Annotated in this window: 19 protein-coding genes; 12 read left to right on the top strand and 7 right to left on the bottom strand. The window is 30.2% G+C overall.

The genetic code is table 11. The features are described from left to right. Nucleotides 1-251 precede the first annotated feature (251 nt). Complete coding sequence (locus tag ACZ49Z_RS02555; RefSeq protein ID WP_464306631.1) at nucleotides 252-854, bottom strand: SprT-like domain-containing protein; 603 nt, start codon at nucleotides 852-854, stop codon at nucleotides 252-254. Between the two features lie 48 nt (nucleotides 855-902). On the opposite strand from ACZ49Z_RS02555, the gene ACZ49Z_RS02550 reads away from it, so the two are divergent. Further along, a complete protein-coding gene (locus tag ACZ49Z_RS02550) occupies nucleotides 903-1577 on the top strand; it encodes a class I SAM-dependent methyltransferase (protein WP_464306630.1) in 675 nt (224 codons plus the stop codon). Beyond that, entirely contained in the window at nucleotides 1574-2269 is a 696-nt protein-coding gene (locus tag ACZ49Z_RS02545) for a VanW family protein (RefSeq protein WP_464306629.1), read from the top strand. Before ACZ49Z_RS02550 ends, ACZ49Z_RS02545 begins: the two co-directional genes overlap by 4 nt. Here ACZ49Z_RS02545 and ACZ49Z_RS02540 read toward each other — a convergent pair whose 3' ends face one another. The 4 genes from ACZ49Z_RS02540 to ACZ49Z_RS02525 all read right to left on the bottom strand — a co-directional run bounded on the left by ACZ49Z_RS02540 (nucleotide 2270) and on the right by ACZ49Z_RS02525 (nucleotide 4948). Next, the gene (locus tag ACZ49Z_RS02540) at nucleotides 2270-2947 is read right to left on the bottom strand and encodes an SDR family NAD(P)-dependent oxidoreductase (RefSeq protein WP_464306628.1); all 678 of its coding nucleotides are present in this window, start codon (nucleotides 2945-2947) and stop codon (nucleotides 2270-2272) included. Next, on the bottom strand, nucleotides 2947-3918 hold the full coding sequence (locus ACZ49Z_RS02535) for a M28 family metallopeptidase (RefSeq protein WP_464306627.1): 972 nt from the start codon (nucleotides 3916-3918) through the stop codon (nucleotides 2947-2949). Before ACZ49Z_RS02535 ends, ACZ49Z_RS02540 begins: the two co-directional genes overlap by 1 nt. A gap of 105 nt (nucleotides 3919-4023) precedes the next feature. Further along, nucleotides 4024-4482: a YHS domain-containing (seleno)protein gene (locus ACZ49Z_RS02530; RefSeq protein WP_464306626.1), complete on the bottom strand. Its 459-nt coding sequence runs from the start codon at nucleotides 4480-4482 to the stop codon at nucleotides 4024-4026. Nucleotides 4483-4561: 79 nt separating this feature from the next. Further along, nucleotides 4562-4948, bottom strand: a complete 387-nt coding sequence (locus ACZ49Z_RS02525; protein WP_464306625.1) for a potassium channel family protein — start codon at nucleotides 4946-4948, stop codon at nucleotides 4562-4564. A gap of 111 nt (nucleotides 4949-5059) precedes the next feature. Here ACZ49Z_RS02525 and ACZ49Z_RS02520 point away from each other — a divergent pair, with 111 nt between their 5' ends. Further along, nucleotides 5060-5647 carry a glutathione peroxidase gene (locus ACZ49Z_RS02520; RefSeq protein ID WP_464306624.1) on the top strand — a complete coding sequence of 196 codons (588 nt, stop codon included), beginning with the start codon at nucleotides 5060-5062 and terminating at the stop codon, nucleotides 5645-5647. Between the two features lie 5 nt (nucleotides 5648-5652). Here ACZ49Z_RS02520 and ACZ49Z_RS02515 read toward each other — a convergent pair whose 3' ends face one another. Next, nucleotides 5653-6153: an N-acetyltransferase family protein gene (locus ACZ49Z_RS02515; RefSeq protein WP_464306623.1), complete on the bottom strand. Its 501-nt coding sequence runs from the start codon at nucleotides 6151-6153 to the stop codon at nucleotides 5653-5655. Between the two features lie 105 nt (nucleotides 6154-6258). Between ACZ49Z_RS02515 and menD the strand changes: the two genes are divergently transcribed. From menD to ACZ49Z_RS02485, 6 genes are all read left to right on the top strand, one after another. Continuing rightward, the gene (gene menD / locus ACZ49Z_RS02510; RefSeq protein ID WP_464306622.1) at nucleotides 6259-7929 is read left to right on the top strand and encodes a 2-succinyl-5-enolpyruvyl-6-hydroxy-3-cyclohexene-1-carboxylic-acid synthase; all 1671 of its coding nucleotides are present in this window, start codon (nucleotides 6259-6261) and stop codon (nucleotides 7927-7929) included. A gap of 79 nt (nucleotides 7930-8008) precedes the next feature. Continuing rightward, the gene (locus ACZ49Z_RS02505; protein WP_464306621.1) at nucleotides 8009-8353 is read left to right on the top strand and encodes a DUF2853 family protein; all 345 of its coding nucleotides are present in this window, start codon (nucleotides 8009-8011) and stop codon (nucleotides 8351-8353) included. Nucleotides 8354-8447: 94 nt separating this feature from the next. Continuing rightward, a complete protein-coding gene (gene nadC / locus ACZ49Z_RS02500; protein WP_464306620.1) occupies nucleotides 8448-9305 on the top strand; it encodes a carboxylating nicotinate-nucleotide diphosphorylase in 858 nt (285 codons plus the stop codon). After that, nucleotides 9305-10231 carry a YihY/virulence factor BrkB family protein gene (locus ACZ49Z_RS02495; RefSeq protein WP_464306619.1) on the top strand — a complete coding sequence of 309 codons (927 nt, stop codon included), beginning with the start codon at nucleotides 9305-9307 and terminating at the stop codon, nucleotides 10229-10231. Before nadC ends, ACZ49Z_RS02495 begins: the two co-directional genes overlap by 1 nt. 25 nt (nucleotides 10232-10256) lie before the next feature. Beyond that, nucleotides 10257-10820, top strand: coding sequence for a chalcone isomerase family protein (locus tag ACZ49Z_RS02490; protein ID WP_464306618.1), 564 nt, complete (start codon nucleotides 10257-10259; stop codon nucleotides 10818-10820). Nucleotides 10821-10863: 43 nt separating this feature from the next. Then, entirely contained in the window at nucleotides 10864-11430 is a 567-nt protein-coding gene (locus ACZ49Z_RS02485) for a chalcone isomerase family protein (protein WP_464306617.1), read from the top strand. A 152-nt stretch (nucleotides 11431-11582) separates the two neighbouring features. Here ACZ49Z_RS02485 and ACZ49Z_RS02480 read toward each other — a convergent pair whose 3' ends face one another. Then, nucleotides 11583-12281 carry an alpha/beta fold hydrolase gene (locus tag ACZ49Z_RS02480; RefSeq protein ID WP_464306616.1) on the bottom strand — a complete coding sequence of 233 codons (699 nt, stop codon included), beginning with the start codon at nucleotides 12279-12281 and terminating at the stop codon, nucleotides 11583-11585. A gap of 290 nt (nucleotides 12282-12571) precedes the next feature. Between ACZ49Z_RS02480 and ACZ49Z_RS02475 the strand changes: the two genes are divergently transcribed. The 3 genes from ACZ49Z_RS02475 to ACZ49Z_RS02465 are packed head-to-tail and all read left to right on the top strand — an operon-like array spanning nucleotide 12572 to nucleotide 15520. Further along, a complete protein-coding gene (locus ACZ49Z_RS02475; RefSeq protein WP_464306615.1) occupies nucleotides 12572-13390 on the top strand; it encodes a M48 family metallopeptidase in 819 nt (272 codons plus the stop codon). A gap of 57 nt (nucleotides 13391-13447) precedes the next feature. Beyond that, nucleotides 13448-14740, top strand: a complete 1293-nt coding sequence (locus ACZ49Z_RS02470) for an MFS transporter (RefSeq protein ID WP_464306614.1) — start codon at nucleotides 13448-13450, stop codon at nucleotides 14738-14740. A gap of 39 nt (nucleotides 14741-14779) precedes the next feature. After that, nucleotides 14780-15520, top strand: a complete 741-nt coding sequence (locus tag ACZ49Z_RS02465; protein WP_464306613.1) for a hypothetical protein — start codon at nucleotides 14780-14782, stop codon at nucleotides 15518-15520. The last annotated feature ends 18 nt before the right edge of the window (nucleotides 15521-15538 follow it).

The following is a 15538-nucleotide window of genomic DNA, read 5'->3' as shown; positions in this document are numbered from 1 at the left end:
TGAATGTTTAGCAAACGAAAAGGTAATCGTAATTTTAATATTGAAAATAGGAGGTGCAGAAAATATAAAACAGCAAGAAAAACTCCGATGATAAAATAAATGTGACGGTACTCTATGACGTAATAGGTATCATGAATATTTATATCTAGAGTGTCCTTGGAATCGTGATAGGTTCCTAATAGGATATACAAGATACTGAAAACCAGCAATACAAAATGGGATTTATTTTTAATTTGATATGGCATTATAAATTAATTTCGAATTAGCTCTACTTCGGCATTGGGTTGAAATAAAAACATTTTTCCTGTTTTTAGTTCAAGACATTCATAGCGTTTCACCCGAAGTGCAATTTTTCTAAAAACACGCCCGTTATGAATTCGGAAATGACTTCCATAAGGAATTTCAAAGATATAACTTTTGTCAGATTCCGTTTCGTCAAATTGCTTTAAAGCTAATGATAATGTTGCATCGGTATCACTACTAGCTTTGGGGTTTTTAAAATGTCTTGCCAAAAGAGGAAGTAATTGAGCTGGAAAAATTTCTGGACGAATAAAGGGAACCATTAAGTGTTGAAAGGTTCTCTTCCACTCGTTGCCATGTGGTTTAATATACCTGCCATATTTTTCAAAAGCGACGAGATGAGCAATTTCATGTATTAAAGTAATGAGAAAACGATATTTGTTTAAACTTGCATTTACAGTAATTTGATGAAATCCATTGGCATTTTTTCTATAATCACCATGACGTGTCAAACGTTCATTCACAATTTTTAGATGTACTCTATTGGTCTTGATTAGCTCAAAACAAGAAGAGACAGCGTGCTCAGGAAGGTATTTTTTTAAAACATCACTCATCGAATGCAAATTTATCTATTTTTGACAGAATTATTATATATTTAAGGAATGAATAATGAAATAAAAAAATATTACGACGATTTAGCAACAACTTACGATGAAAATAGGTTCGGAAATTCTTATGGAGAATTTATTGATAAACAAGAAAAAGCGTTTTTGTTACAATGTTTTTCAAAGGTTGAAAATTTAAAAGTTCTCGATTTAGGTTGTGGAACAGGTAGGCTTATTGAATTTGCCAATTTCGGAGTTGATGTTAGTTCGAACATGTTGGAAGTGGCTAAAAACAAATTTCCTAATAAAGAATTTCGAGTAGGGAGTGTTTCTTCTATTCCTTTTGAAAATGATTTTTTCGATTTTATCTTTTCTTTTCATGTGATCATGCATTTGGATAAAGCAAGTACTTTGGAGTTTTTAAATGAATCAAAGTTGAAATTAAGAAAAAAGGGCAGGTTGGTTTTTGATTTTCCTTCCAAAAAGAGACGCTTGTTAACTAATTATAAAACCAATGGTTGGCACGGATCAAATCATTTTTCGTTGAGTGAAATTGAAAAAATGTTAGGAGACGATTGGCAATTAAAAAATGTTAGAGGTGCCCTTTTTTTACCTGTACATAGAATTCCTTATAATTTTAGAAAGCTTTTTTTGAAATTAGACAACTTACTTTGTGCTTCATTTCTAAAAGAGTTTGCATCCTATTTAATTATTGAAATTGAAAGAAAATGAAAAAATGGATTCCAAAAGCTTGGAAAGTGAAGTTGAAAATAGTGTTAGGCTTCTTTAAAGATTTTAGAGTAGATTTTGCAGGACCAAATGTTGATGGGCTAGATTTTCAATTTAAAATAGAAACAAATCAAGAAATAAAAGGTGGGAATTATTTTGAGAATAAAGTGCATAATTTTAAGATTGCAAAAGAAAGAATTGAAAAGATTCTAGTTCGGCCTAATGAGATTTTCTCTTTTTGGAGAATTATTGGAAATCCTTCAGAAAAAAATAATTTTAAGAAAGGAAGAAATATTGTTAACGGACAAGTTTCTGAAGAAGTAGGAGGAGGGTTGTGTCAAATCTCAACACTTCTTTATGTAACTGCTTTAAAAGCAAATTTAGAAATTGTTGAACGATATAATCATTCTGTAGATATTTATGAAGAGGAAGATCGGTTTACGCCATTGGGTTCTGATGCTACTGTTGTTTATGGCTATAAAGATTTAAGAATAAAAAACAACAAATCTTTCCCAATTTGTTTTTCTTTTAAAATTATAGACAATACTATTACCTGTGCAGTTGAAAGTGAAAAGCAAATAATCGAATCTGAGCTTAATTTTGTGCGATTTGAAAATCAAGCTCAAAAACGAATAAAGGTAATAACAATGATAAATGATTTAGAAAAATACCAATCAGATTATATTGTTGAATAATTATGGAGTAGTTGAAGAAACTTGCAACACTTTGCCATTATAGAATTTGTTTCCTGTTAATGAAAAATTATAAATATAATCGGCCATTTCAGTAGCAGAAATTGGTGCTTCATAACCAGGGAAAGCTTCTTGGAGCATTTCTGTATTAACAGCACCAAGAGCTAAAACATTAAAAGAAATACCTTGTTCTTTGTATTCTTCGGCTAACAATTCTGAAAGTGTTATAACTGCACCTTTGCTAGAGCTGTACGCAGCTAAACCAGCAAATTTCATACTGCCTTGAATGCCACCCATTGAACTAATAGTGATTACATGACTTCCTTTGTTCATGTAGGGAATGCATATCCTTGTCAATTCGGCTACTGCAAATACATTTACTTTGTAAATATCTTGAAATTCTTTAGATGTAATTTCTTGAAAAGGTTTGTGTAAAAGACTACCAGCATTATTAATTAAAATATCTACTTTTTTCCACGTAGTTTCTATGAAATGGTTTACTTGTTGTAGTTGGTCTTCATCAGAAACGTCGATTGATAAACAGGTAATGTTAGGGTTTTCAATTAAAGGTTGAGGTGTTTTTCTTGAAATAGCTAGGACATTGTGGCCTTCATTAGCAAATTGTAGGGCTAGTTCGTAACCAATTCCACGAGATGTACCTGTTATGATGATGTTTTTCATTATTTTTTTATTTGAATCTCTTTTGTTGGTGCGTTAATCATTTTTTCTAATACGGGAATCATTTTGTTCACCACATTTGCCATGTGAGTAGGATTCATTAATTCAAATTCATCATCTGGTTGGTGATAAAATTCAAAATTTTCAAAATCAAAAGTAGAGACGGTTTGTGCAGGAACTTCAAATTCAGTAAAAAACGGATAATTATCTGAAGCTCTAAATAGCTGGTATTGTGTTTCTGCTGGAATATAGCCAATTAGCTTTTCATTTGCATATTCGTTCATGGTTTGTGCCATATTGGTCTTCCCAAAGCCTGTTAAATAGAGTAACATGTCTTTTCTGACCATTGGAACACCAATCATTTCAAAATTGAACATGAAATATAAATCTAAATTTTGTTTTTTTAATTTTTGTGCTAAATGTTTAGAACCTAATAATCCTTTTTCTTCTGCAGAGAAAAAAACAAATAACAAACTTCTCTTGTTGTTTTTGGCCTGCGCAAAATATTTCACAACCTCCGTAACTGCAGTAGTACCAGAAGCATTATCATTGGCTCCGTTTCCTATATTGTCTCCATTTACTGCATTTATTTTTCCAATGTGATCATAATGAGCACCAATTATTACAAATTCATTTTTTAATTTTTGATCTGAACCTTCAATATAACCAACAATGTTGTAGGAAGTTCTATCATAGTTAGATAATGTGTCTTTATAGGTTTTGAAATAGGGTTTTATGTTGTTTTCTTTGAGTAAGTTTTCTAGAAAAATACTTGCTTTTTCAATTCCTTCACTGCCTGTGTCTCTTCCTTCTAATTCGTCAGAAGCGAGGTAAGATAATGTTTTTGACACGCTTTCTGCTGTTGAAAAAGTAAGCTCTTTAATTGAAGTGCTATTTTTAGATGTTGTTGTTTCTTTTTGTGCTATACAAGAAGAGAAAATGACTAGTGAAGCAATTGCTAAGAAAAATCGCATAATGAATTTGTTTTTTGTAAAAATAAAAAAAAATCCTGAATCAATTCAGGATAATAATAAAAGTCTTTTAGGGCGATAACTTATCTTTAAAAACAATTTTTCATTTTATTCCTTAATTAAGTTATTCCAATTAATATCAGCATTTTTATGAAGTGCTAATTCATTCTTGTTCCAAAGTTTTAAAGTGTTTGTGAAATTAGCATTGTAAAAAAGATAAAGTTTGTTGTTGATTATTTTGAATGTTGTTGGATTTATTTTTACTTTTTCTCCTGTTTTTCCAATTGCATAAGCGCACCAACCACCATATTCTGGTTCAAAGCTCGTAGGTGATTTTAGGAATAGTGATCTATTTCTTTCCGATGAAAAATAGTAAATGATACCTTTATAATTAAACTGAAATTCAGGTTTTCCTTTAATTGCTTTGTTATTAGTGAAATAGCTAACAGCATCATATCCTTGAATGGCTACATTTTTTTCTATATTAAAATTTTTGATTCTATTTTCTGTAGTTTGAGAAAAACTAATAATAGTAAAAAATGGGATGATTAATAATAAATGTTTCATAATAAATTGATTTTTAGTTACGTAGCGAATTTAGTAAACATGTTGTAGTAAATTTGTTCGCTGCAAAACACAAAAGCATTTATTTTTTTTCCGTGCTATTTTCAGATAGCTTTTTTTTAAGAGGAGCTTTATTTAGGTTTTTTGCTTTTAGGATTTCTTTCTTTTCCCTATACTTCATATAGGTATAATGATGTTGAATTGTATTAATGAAGCTAAGAATCATTCCGATGCCGACGATGATATATAAAACAGTAAAAAGTTTTCCTGCATCGGTTTTTGGGGTAAAATCACCATAGCCTATGGTTGTCAATGTAACAACAGAAAAGTATAATGAGTCAATAATACCCCATCCTTCTAAATAGTGATACGTTAATGTTCCCATTAAAAGTATCATAAAAGTGGTGATTAATAGGTCTCTATATTCGTCGTCTTGTAAGAATGAAACGATAGTTCTAAAAAAAAACATAACAATTGGTTTATTTTAATTTTCTAAAATACAAATTTAATTTAGATTTATGATTTGTTTATTGATAATTGAAGGAATTAAAACTAAATTTGGAATTAAAATTAGAAAAATATGAAAAAAAATATTATTGCTTGTGCTTTAGTTTTTCTTACTAGCCTGACTTTTCATGCGCAATCTAAAAAGTTAAAAACAGAAAACGTTAAAGAGATGAAAATGAAAGAAAATTTATATCAATTTAAAGTAGAAGATATTGCTGGAGAAGAATTTGATTTTTCAACATTGAAGGGGAAGAAAATTATGATAGTGAATACGGCTTCTAAATGTGGTTTAACACCTCAATACAAAGAGTTGCAAGCGCTATATGAAAAATATAAGGAACAGAATTTCGTAATTATTGGTTTTCCTGCAAATAACTTTGGGGCTCAAGAGCCAGGAACAAACACAGAAATTGTAGCTTTTTGTGAACGTAATTATGGTGTGAGTTTTCCAATGATGAGTAAAATATCTGTAAAAGGAAAAGATATGCATCCACTATATCAATTCTTGACTCAGAAGGAAAAGAATGGTTTAGAAGATAGCGAAGTGAAATGGAATTTTCAAAAATACCTTATTAATGAAAATGGAATATTAGAAAAAGTAATTGCTCCAACAACACTACCAAACGATAGCTCAATAATTAGTTGGATTGAAGGAAAGTAAATTTTTTATGGTTTTAAAAATAGCTGCATAATGACAGAATCTAACCATTTGTTGAATTTAAAACCAGATTCCTTAATTATTCCAACAGTTTTGAAACCATATTTTTCATGAAACTTTACACTATTTTGGTTTTCAGAATCAATAACTGCAATCATGGTGTGAAGTTTTTGTTTTTTTGCTAAAGATATTAATTCTGAAAGTAAAAGATGACCAATTCCTTTTCCATGATGCTCGTTAGCAACATACACAGAATGCTCTACTGTATATTTATAGGCTTCTCTAAATCGAAATTCACTATAATAACCAAAGCCAATAACCGTATTGTTTTGTTCGGCTATAATGATTGGGAAATCCTTTTTTAATTTGTCTTCAAAAATTGCAATCTGCTGTTCTAAAGTTCTTGCTTTGTAGTCGTATAATGCTGTAGAGTTTAGAATGTTAAAGTTAATAATGTTTAAAATTGCTTCACAATCAGATAAAACATATGGTCTAATAATGATCGACATCTTAAAAAAGAATTTATTTTTAACAAATGTATAAAAAAACTTTGCAACTTTATAACTTTGCAATTGGAACAGAAGTTCAATTTTTTCAATATTTAAAATATAAAATTGATAGAACAAAATAAATACCCAAAAATTCCATTAGCACAAAGCTTATTAACCATATGTAAAGCTAAAGGGGTAAAACATATTGTCATTTCTCCTGGATCTAGAAATGCTCCGTTAACTATCGGATTTGTTAATGATTCTTTTTTTGAATGTTATAGTATCGTTGACGAAAGATGTGCTGCTTTTTTTGCACTAGGAATAGCACAGCAATTCAGAGAACCTGTTGCGGTGGTTTGTACTTCAGGTTCTGCGGTTCTAAATTATTACCCTGCAGTTGCTGAAGCTTTTTATAGTCAAATTCCGTTAGTTGTTATTAGTGCCGATCGACCACATGATAAAATTGATATTGGTGATGGACAGACTATTCGTCAGGAAAATGTTTTTTTAAACCATATTTTAAATAGTGCAAATTTAACAGAAGGCGCATCTGAAGAAAATGACCTTCTCATTCAGTATGCTCTACATGTTGCAAAAACAAATTATGGTCCTGTACATATTAATGTGCCTTTTGAAGAACCCTTGTATGAAACCGTGAATGAATTGACAGTGAGTACAAAATGGGTTGATTTTGATGTAGAAGTTAAAAAGGCTTTTGTTCTTGAAAAAGAATTTCTGTCAAAGTGGTTCAAAAGTCCTAAAAAGTTAATTCTTGTTGGAGAGTACAAACCAAATGAAATTGATCAGGATGTTTTGAATAGGTTGGCAGAAGATCCAAATGTAGTTGTTTTGACGGAAAAAATATCCAATTTACATCATCATCGTTTTATTTCAAATATTGATACCATTATTACACCATTTGATGAAGAAGATTTTGTTTTTTTTCAGCCAGATATTTTGCTAACATTTGGTGGTTTGGTGGTGTCTAAAAGAATTAAAGCTTTTTTAAGGAAGTATCAGCCAAATGAGCATTGGCATGTTGATCATTTTAGAGCTTATGATACTTATGGTTGTCTAACAAGGCATTTTGAAATAGATATAAATACTTTTTTTAAGCAACTAATTATAGAAAAACCTAGTAATATTGTTAGCTATCAAAGTGAAATCTTGCAAATTGCTACTCAACGAGAAGAGAAAACAATAAAATATTTGGAAACGATTCCATTTTCTGATTTTAAAGCCTTTGAAGTAATTACAAAAAGTTTGCCTTCCAAGATTAAATTACAGATTAGTAATAGCTCTGCAATTCGTTATTTACAACTTTTGAAATTAGATGAATCCATAGAAGTATATTGTAATAGAGGAACAAGTGGAATCGATGGAAGTACATCAACAGCAATTGGAGCAGCGCTAGCTTCTCCCAAGCAAACAGTTTTAATTACGGGAGATATTAGTTTTTTTTATGATAGTAATGCACTTTGGAATCAATATGTGCCCAAAAATTTCAAAATAATCTTAATAAATAATGGAGGAGGAGGGATTTTTCGTATTTTGCCAGGACATAAAGAAGAAAAAACTTTTAACCAATTCTTTGAAACTTCTCATAATTTAACGGCAATAAATCTAGCAGAAATGTTTGGGTTTAATTATCAGAAAGTTAGTGATGAGTTGGGTTTACAAGAAAAGTTGGGTAGTTTCTTTGTTCAAAATGATAAGCCAAGTTTGTTAGAAATAATTACCCCTGAAAAATTAAATAATAAAATTTTATTAGAATATTTTAAAAATTTAAAATAAAATTATAATTTTATAAGGACTAAGTGCGTTTTATATACATTATAAAACAAATTATTTTAACATTTAAAACAACATGATTATGAGTAAAAGAGACGAATTAATTACAAAGTATGCATCGGATTTGAAAGATAAATGTGGTGTTACTGCAGATATGGATTTATTGACCAAAGTAACCATTGGTTGCGGTCCTTCAATTTATAATGCAGATTCATCAACTGTATCTGGAACAGACCCAAAAGAATTAGCTACTGTTAAAAATAATTTTTTAATTAAAAAATTAGGATTAAATGATGGGCCAGAACTAGATGCTGCTATTAATGCTGTCATTGAGCAATACGGAAAATCAAATAGAAATAAATATAGAGCAGTTTTTTATTATTTGTTAACAAAGCACTTTAAAAAAGAATCGGTATACAATAAATAAAAATAATATTGAATCCCGCTTTAGCGGGATTTTTTATTAAAAGAATTGAGTTTGTTAATTCGAATTCATAATTTAGCAAGCAAATTTTTATATAATGATTTCAGAAGCACAATTTCAAAACGAGTTGGATATAATAATAGTTAATGCATTACGCGAAGATGTTGGAGATGGCGACCATAGCTCTCTAGCTTGTATTCCAGGTGATGCCATTGGGAAGGCAAAATTATTAGTAAAAGATGAAGGTATAATTGCAGGAGTTGAATTTGCAAAAAAAGTATTTGCTCAAGTTGAACCTTTAATGCAAATTGAAACTTTTATTAATGATGGAGATGAAGTGAAATATGGAGATGTTGTCTTTCATGTTTCAGGAAGTTCTCAGGCTATTTTAAAAGCTGAACGATTAGTGTTAAATGCAATGCAAAGGATGAGTGCTATTGCAACAAAAACACGTTTTTTTGTTAATTTGCTAGAGGGGACATCAACTAAAATTTTAGACACTAGGAAAACAACACCAGGATTAAGAGCGCTAGAGAAATGGGCTGTGAAAATTGGAGGTGGTGAAAATCATCGTTTTGCACTTTATGACATGATAATGTTGAAAGATAATCATATTGATTTTGCTGGAGGAATAACGAAAGCTATTGAAAAAACTAAAAAATATTTAAAAGATACAAATAGAGATTTAAAAATAATAGTAGAAGCTAGAAATATTGAAGAAGTAAAAGAAATTTTAAACTCGGAGGGTGTCTATAGGATTTTATTAGATAATTTTAATTATGAAATGACGAGAGAAGCTGTCTCGTTAATTGGAGATAAATGTTTGACTGAATCTTCTGGAAATATCAACGAAAAAACGATAAGAGAATATGCAGAATGTGGTGTGAATTATATTTCATCTGGGGCATTAACACATTCTGTTTATAATATGGATTTAAGTTTAAAAGCGCTTTAATGTCAGAAGCTATAGAAAATAAGTTGAGTAAAATTCCTGTAGTAAAGCAATTAGTTGGCTTTGCAAAGAAGGTTACTTTTGTTTCTTCTCAAGGCTTAAGTCTTTATGACATTATTGAATTATATTTTTTAGGAATTGTAAAAGGAGCCTTTTCATATAGAGCGAGTGCAGTTGCTTTTAGTTTTTTTATGGCATTATTCCCTTTTGCATTATTTATTTTAAATTTAATTCCGTATATTCCAATTGAAAATTTTCAAAGTGATTTCTTGTTCTTTGTAGAAAAAGGAGTTCCTCCGAATACCTATGACGCCATTGAACTTATTTTGAAAGATATTATGAATACTAGTTACAAAAGTCTTTTGTCATCTGGATTTATTTTGTCAATTTTTTTGATGACAAATGGAGTTAATGCTATTTTGGGAGGTTTTGAAATGTCTAAGCACATAACGGTCACAAGAAATTTTTTTAAACAATATGTAATTGCTTTAGTAATATCTATAACTTTGTCGTTTATTTTAATAATTACTGTTGCGTCTATAGTTATATTTGAAGTAATTATTCAAAAAATTAAGAGTCAGGGGTTTATTAGTAATGACGTGTATTTGATTGAATGGGGACGTTATTTATTCGTTATTTTAATGATACTAATAACTACTTCAATTTTGTACAAATTTGGCGCAAGCGAAACCAAGAATGTGTCATTTATTAGTTATGGGGCAGTTTTTACAACGTTACTTATAGTGTTAACATCTTATATATTTGGTATTTACGTTGAAAAATTTGCAAGATATAATGAGCTGTATGGATCAATTGGCACGCTTCTTGTACTGATGTTCTATATATGGATTAATTGTATGGTTCTTTTATTAGGGTTCGAATTAAATGCTGCAATTAACAAATTAAAAAGAAAAAATTTATATATTTAACAAAAAAATACAATATTTTAAAATTATGAAAAAACTTTACCTACTATTAACATTTCTGATACTACAATTGAATGTATCTTTTGCGCAAGATAAAATATCTGGTGTAAGTGTGTATGAAACTCTTTCTTTTGATGGAAACAAACTTGTTTTAAATGGAGCAGGTGTTAAAGAGAAAATGTGGATTGATTTGTATGTTGCTTCATTGTATTTGCCGAAAAAAAGCACTAATGCAGATGAAATAATTAAAAGTGAAGAACCAGCAATTATAAAAATTAATGTTGTGTCTAGTTTAGTTTCTTCGGCTAAAATGGTAGAATTAATGGAAGAAGGTTTTGTTAATGCGACCAACGGAAATATTGCTCCAATAAAAACTAAAATGGATAAGTTTTTAACGGTCTTTAGAGATGAAATTAAAGAAAAAGATGAGTTTATGATTGTTTATAATCCTAAATCTGGAATTACACTTTTTAAAAACGGTGTAAAAAAAGGAACAATTGAAGGAATGGAGTTTAAAAAAGCATTGTTCGGTGTTTGGTTGTGTATTAAACCTGCAGATGAAAAATTAAAGCGAGCAATGTTGGATAATTAGTGATGAATTGCTGAATTTTAATAATAAATAATTAACCAAAAACATGAAAAAAAGATTTTTTACATTTTTATTTGCCTTTTTTACAGTTGTAGTTTCTACGCAAGCTCAAAAAACAGTTTCAGGTGTTAAGTTAGACGCTTCTATAACGGTTGAAGGAAAAAGTTTAACATTGAATGGTGCAGGAATTAGAGAAAAATTCTGGATAGATTTATATGTTGGCTCTTTATATCTTCCGAAAAAGAGTTCCAATGCTGTGGAAATTGTGAATAGTAGTGATGCTGCTGTGATTAAATTAGATATAGTATCGGGAATGATTACTTCTGAGAAGATGATAAATGCAGTAGATGAAGGGTTTCAAAACTCTACAGGTGGGAATACGGCACCTTTGAAAAGTAAAATAGATCAATTTAAATCTTTTTTTAAGGATAAATTTAATAAAGGTGATTCTTTTTTAATTGCCCATGTACCAGGATCTGGAGTGGTTGTTTACAAGAATGGCACTAAAAAAGGTGTAATAGATGGTTTGGATTTTAAAAAGGCATTATTCGGTATTTGGTTATCAAATAAACCAGCCGATAAAGATCTTAAAAATAGTATGTTAGGGAAATAGTTTTTTACTTTAAAAAGATAATTTAGTAAGACTATCTGAAAGAATAAAACCTCTGAAATTCGATTTATTTTATAGCCTATAAAGTCTAAAAAATAGTTTTATAGCAACTGAAATAAGTTCAATTCAATAAGGTTGCTTTTTTTCTGGTAGTCTTATTTTTTTATAAAATTTTCTATTGTTTTAATTACTTTGTCGTCACCAAGTATTTTTCTATGTCCTAGCTTATTGGTTAGATAGATGTTACAATTGGTTAAGTTTCTATGGATGTTTTCAGATGCTGTGAAGGGAACGTCTTCATCGTCTCTGTCATGAATAAGTAGGGTTGGTATGCTAACATCTTTTGCGGCCACATATGAAGAATAGCTCTCCATAGAGACGTTGAATTTTTTTTCAAACGAACTTCTCATTTTTGAAGCGATTAATGGTTTTAGTTTTAATTTTGATACAAAATCAAAGACGATATCATTAACACTATCTCCACTGCCAATCAATACTGCTTTTTTTACATTTAAACCTTTTTTTATAGCGTTTAAGATAGACATGCTTCCTAAAGAATGTCCAATCACGTATTCAAAAGGGCCATGTTGTTTTTCTAATTCTAATATACTTTCAATAAATTCAATCATTAATGTTGATTTTCCTGGCGATTTTCCATGCGCAGGAGCATCAAAGCTTATTGTAGAATAACCAAGACTTAGCATTTTGTCGGCAATTTTAACTAACTGTGTGCCTCTTCCAGACCAACCATGGACTAGTAGAACTTTCTTCTTGCTTTCACCATAATGATATACCATGATTTTTTTATCTATTGCAGGAATGTTAATTAGTTCTTGCTTGGTATTCTTTTCCATTTCAAACTCTCTTTTAGGAATCTTGTATTTGATGGGTTTTGTAAACAAGAATTTAGCAAACCTAACAGTTAGTCTGGTGGAAGTTTTTTGTAATACACATGCAATAAAGAGTATTGATGTGGGAATGTCTTTGCTTGATATGTTTTTTTGTCTTTTTGACATTTTTTTATTGCGAAATTACCATTAATAGTATTGAAATAATATTAAATTTATCTTAAAAAAAATATTTTTGGACTAATATTTGGTATGGTTTTTAAATGTATTAACTTTGTATAAAACACTTGAAAAAAATGATTAGTAAAATAAAAATTGTTCTAGTATTGTTTTTTGCTTTAATGTTGTCATGTGCAAAAAACCCTTTTACAGGAAAATCTACTATGGCATTAGTGCCAAATAGCCAAATTTTTCCTTCTGCATTCCAACAATACGATCAGTTCCTTTCTGAGAATAAAGTTTTAAAGGGAACAAAAGACGCGAAAAGAATTGAAACAATTGGGATGAAAATTAAAACAGCAGCGGAAAGATGGTTGAATGCAAATGGTAAATCGGATTATTTAGAAGGATATTCTTGGGAATATAACTTAGTGGAAAGTAAAGAGTTGAATGCATGGTGCATGCCAGGCGGAAAAATTGTTTTCTATACAGGGATTTTGCCTGTTTGTAAGGATGATGCTGGAATAGCATCTGTAATGGGGCATGAAGTTGCTCATGCATTAGCTAATCATGGTCAACAAAGAATGAGTGCTGGATTATTGCAACAACTTGGGGCAGTTGGAGCACAAGTTGCTGTTGGTAATAAAGACCCTCAAACTCAGGCTTTAGTGATGCAAGCTTATGGAGTTGGTTCTCAAGTTGGCGGGATGTTGCCTTTTAGTAGAAGTCATGAGAGTGAGGCAGATATGATTGGGTTAACTTTAATGGCGATTGCAGGTTATGATCCAATTAATGCAGTGAAAGTTTGGGAAAGAATGTCGGAGTTGTCAACGGGGCAAGCTCCACCAGAAATTTTAAGCACACACCCAAGTAATGAAACTAGAATTAAAGATTTAACAGCTTTAATACCTCAAGCAAAAGCAGAAGCTGCAAAATTTGGGGTTACTTTTAAATAATAAATATAATATGTATATTCGAAGTCCTGCTAAGCAGGACTTTTTAATTTAATAATTATGGTTAGAACATTACAAAAAGGAAGTGGTAAATTGTTAAATGCTTGGGCGTTTTATGATTGGTCTAATTCAGTATATTCATTAGTGATTTCTTCCTCTATTTTTCCATTGTATTTTGGTTTTTTATATCCAAAAAATGGTCCAGATTTAGAATTTTGTGGTATATTTTTTAAGCCAACTTCGTTAATTAGTTATGTGACTGCTTTTGCATTTCTAACAGTTGCCTTTTTATCTCCTTTGTTGTCTGGAATTGCCGATTATGTTGGTAATAAAAAAAGGTTCATGCAGTTTTTTTGCTATTTAGGAGCTTTCTCTTGTATTGGTTTGTATTGGTTCTCTCCAGAAAATATTTATTTTGGTATATTATGTTTTTACTTTGGATTAATTGGTTTTTGGGGGAGTATTGTTTTTTATAATTCCTATTTACCAGATATTGCTTATGAAGATCAACAGGATAATCTTAGTGCTAGGGGGTATTCTTTAGGATATTTTGGTAGTGTTTTGTTATTGTTGATATGTTTGTTTGTTTTTATTTTAGGAAAAGAAGGGCAAGAAGCATTAGATGGAATGAGGTTTTCATTTGTCTTAACAGGTGTCTGGTGGTTGCTATTTAGTCAATATACTTTTTATTATTTGCCAAAAGGGAATAGTTCGAAAAGAAAAGTGACCAAAGAAATTATATTTAATGGTTTTAAAGAGTTAATAAAGGTTAAGAATGAATTGTTTAATAATGATAAATTAGAGCGTTATTTATTCGCTTTCTTTGTTTATAGTATGGCAGTTCAAACAGTGATGTTAGTTGCTACCTATTTTGGGGAACAAGAAATTAATTGGGCTTCAGATAGTCAAAAAACTATGGGATTAATTATAAGTATTTTAATGATTCAAGTAGTAGCTATTTTTGGGGCATATTTAACGTCTGTTTTTGCTACTATATATGGTAATGTAAAAACTTTGTTGGTAATAAATGTAATCTGGGCAATTATCTGTGTTTTTGCATTTTTTGTTACGGAACCTATTCATTTTTATGTGACAGCTGGATTTGTTGGTTTGGTAATGGGGGGAATTCAATCGTTATCTCGTTCAACCTATTCAAAGTTTTTACCAAAGACAGAAGATACAACTTCTTATTTTAGTTTTTATGATGTGGCTGAAAAAATCGGAATAGTAATTGGAATGGGAATTTTTGCAACAATTGATCAGTTTTCTGGTTCAATGCGAAATGCAATCGTTTTTTTAGCTGTCTTTTTTGTTATAGGTGTCTTTTTACTTACAAAAGTGCCTAAGGAATAAAATAAAATGTTATTTTTGAAAATAATTAAAAAAAATCAAATGAAAAAGAAAAATCTAATTTATGCCTTTGTCAGTTTATTTACTCTTTTGATATTAAATTCTTGTAATGTTGAGCCGATTGATGCTTCATTGTCTAGTCAGATTGATAATGGAGTTGATTCTTCGGGAGGTAACGGAACAGTGTCTGGTGATTATTGGCCAGCAGCAATTAATAATGAATGGCATTTTCAAAGAGATGGTGTGGCTCAACCTGTAATGAAAATGAGTAGTACGGTGGTAATTAGTGGAAAAACTTATTATAAGTTTGCTCCTGTGTCTGGTTCTGGATCAAGTTCTTCAGGTACTGCAACAATTAGTTTGAATAAGGATTCTGGACTATATAAGCTTAAGACAGATGATATTAATGTGAGTGCAGGTGGATTAAACGGTACTCAAACAGGATATGAGTATATTGTTTTGAAAGATAATATACCAGCTGGAAGTACTTGGAATGGTACTTATTCTCAAACTACAACTTATGCTGGCATACCTGCAATTACTATAACTACTAATTATTCTGGAGAAATTTTAGAAAAAAATGTTTCTGCAACTGTCAATGGAGAAGTTTATAGTGATGTGATTAAAGTTAAAATTACCCAAATTGCAAGTATGGCTGGTGCGCCTAGTACAACAGCGGTTACTGAATATTGGTTTGCGAAAAATGTTGGTATAATTAAATCAATAACTTTGTCAGGAGGAACTACTTTTACTTCTATTTTGGTAGATTATACATTGTTTTAAAAATGTAATCATTGAAAA

Source organism: Flavobacterium sp. KY-23415 (genome assembly GCF_055384985.1).
This window is presented reverse-complemented; position numbering and strand designations above follow the sequence as displayed.

What these genes read in the sequence shown, in the direction of transcription:
- ACZ49Z_RS02555 (WP_464306631.1), bottom strand. Translation starts at nt 854, where the DNA reads ATGAGTGATGTTTTAAAAAAATACCTTCCTGAGCACGCTGTCTCTTCT.
- ACZ49Z_RS02550 (WP_464306630.1), top strand. Translation starts at nt 903, where the DNA reads ATGAATAATGAAATAAAAAAATATTACGACGATTTAGCAACAACTTAC.
- ACZ49Z_RS02545 (WP_464306629.1), top strand. Translation starts at nt 1,574, where the DNA reads ATGAAAAAATGGATTCCAAAAGCTTGGAAAGTGAAGTTGAAAATAGTG.
- ACZ49Z_RS02540 (WP_464306628.1), bottom strand. Translation starts at nt 2,947, where the DNA reads ATGAAAAACATCATCATAACAGGTACATCTCGTGGAATTGGTTACGAA.
- ACZ49Z_RS02535 (WP_464306627.1), bottom strand. Translation starts at nt 3,918, where the DNA reads ATGCGATTTTTCTTAGCAATTGCTTCACTAGTCATTTTCTCTTCTTGT.
- ACZ49Z_RS02530 (WP_464306626.1), bottom strand. Translation starts at nt 4,482, where the DNA reads ATGAAACATTTATTATTAATCATCCCATTTTTTACTATTATTAGTTTT.
- ACZ49Z_RS02525 (WP_464306625.1), bottom strand. Translation starts at nt 4,948, where the DNA reads ATGTTTTTTTTTAGAACTATCGTTTCATTCTTACAAGACGACGAATAT.
- ACZ49Z_RS02520 (WP_464306624.1), top strand. Translation starts at nt 5,060, where the DNA reads ATGAAAAAAAATATTATTGCTTGTGCTTTAGTTTTTCTTACTAGCCTG.
- ACZ49Z_RS02515 (WP_464306623.1), bottom strand. Translation starts at nt 6,153, where the DNA reads ATGTCGATCATTATTAGACCATATGTTTTATCTGATTGTGAAGCAATT.
- ACZ49Z_RS02505 (WP_464306621.1), top strand. Translation starts at nt 8,009, where the DNA reads ATGAGTAAAAGAGACGAATTAATTACAAAGTATGCATCGGATTTGAAA.
- nadC (WP_464306620.1), top strand. Translation starts at nt 8,448, where the DNA reads ATGATTTCAGAAGCACAATTTCAAAACGAGTTGGATATAATAATAGTT.
- ACZ49Z_RS02495 (WP_464306619.1), top strand. Translation starts at nt 9,305, where the DNA reads ATGTCAGAAGCTATAGAAAATAAGTTGAGTAAAATTCCTGTAGTAAAG.
- ACZ49Z_RS02490 (WP_464306618.1), top strand. Translation starts at nt 10,257, where the DNA reads ATGAAAAAACTTTACCTACTATTAACATTTCTGATACTACAATTGAAT.
- ACZ49Z_RS02485 (WP_464306617.1), top strand. Translation starts at nt 10,864, where the DNA reads ATGAAAAAAAGATTTTTTACATTTTTATTTGCCTTTTTTACAGTTGTA.
- ACZ49Z_RS02480 (WP_464306616.1), bottom strand. Translation starts at nt 12,281, where the DNA reads ATGGAAAAGAATACCAAGCAAGAACTAATTAACATTCCTGCAATAGAT.
- ACZ49Z_RS02475 (WP_464306615.1), top strand. Translation starts at nt 12,572, where the DNA reads ATGATTAGTAAAATAAAAATTGTTCTAGTATTGTTTTTTGCTTTAATG.
- ACZ49Z_RS02470 (WP_464306614.1), top strand. Translation starts at nt 13,448, where the DNA reads ATGGTTAGAACATTACAAAAAGGAAGTGGTAAATTGTTAAATGCTTGG.
- ACZ49Z_RS02465 (WP_464306613.1), top strand. Translation starts at nt 14,780, where the DNA reads ATGAAAAAGAAAAATCTAATTTATGCCTTTGTCAGTTTATTTACTCTT.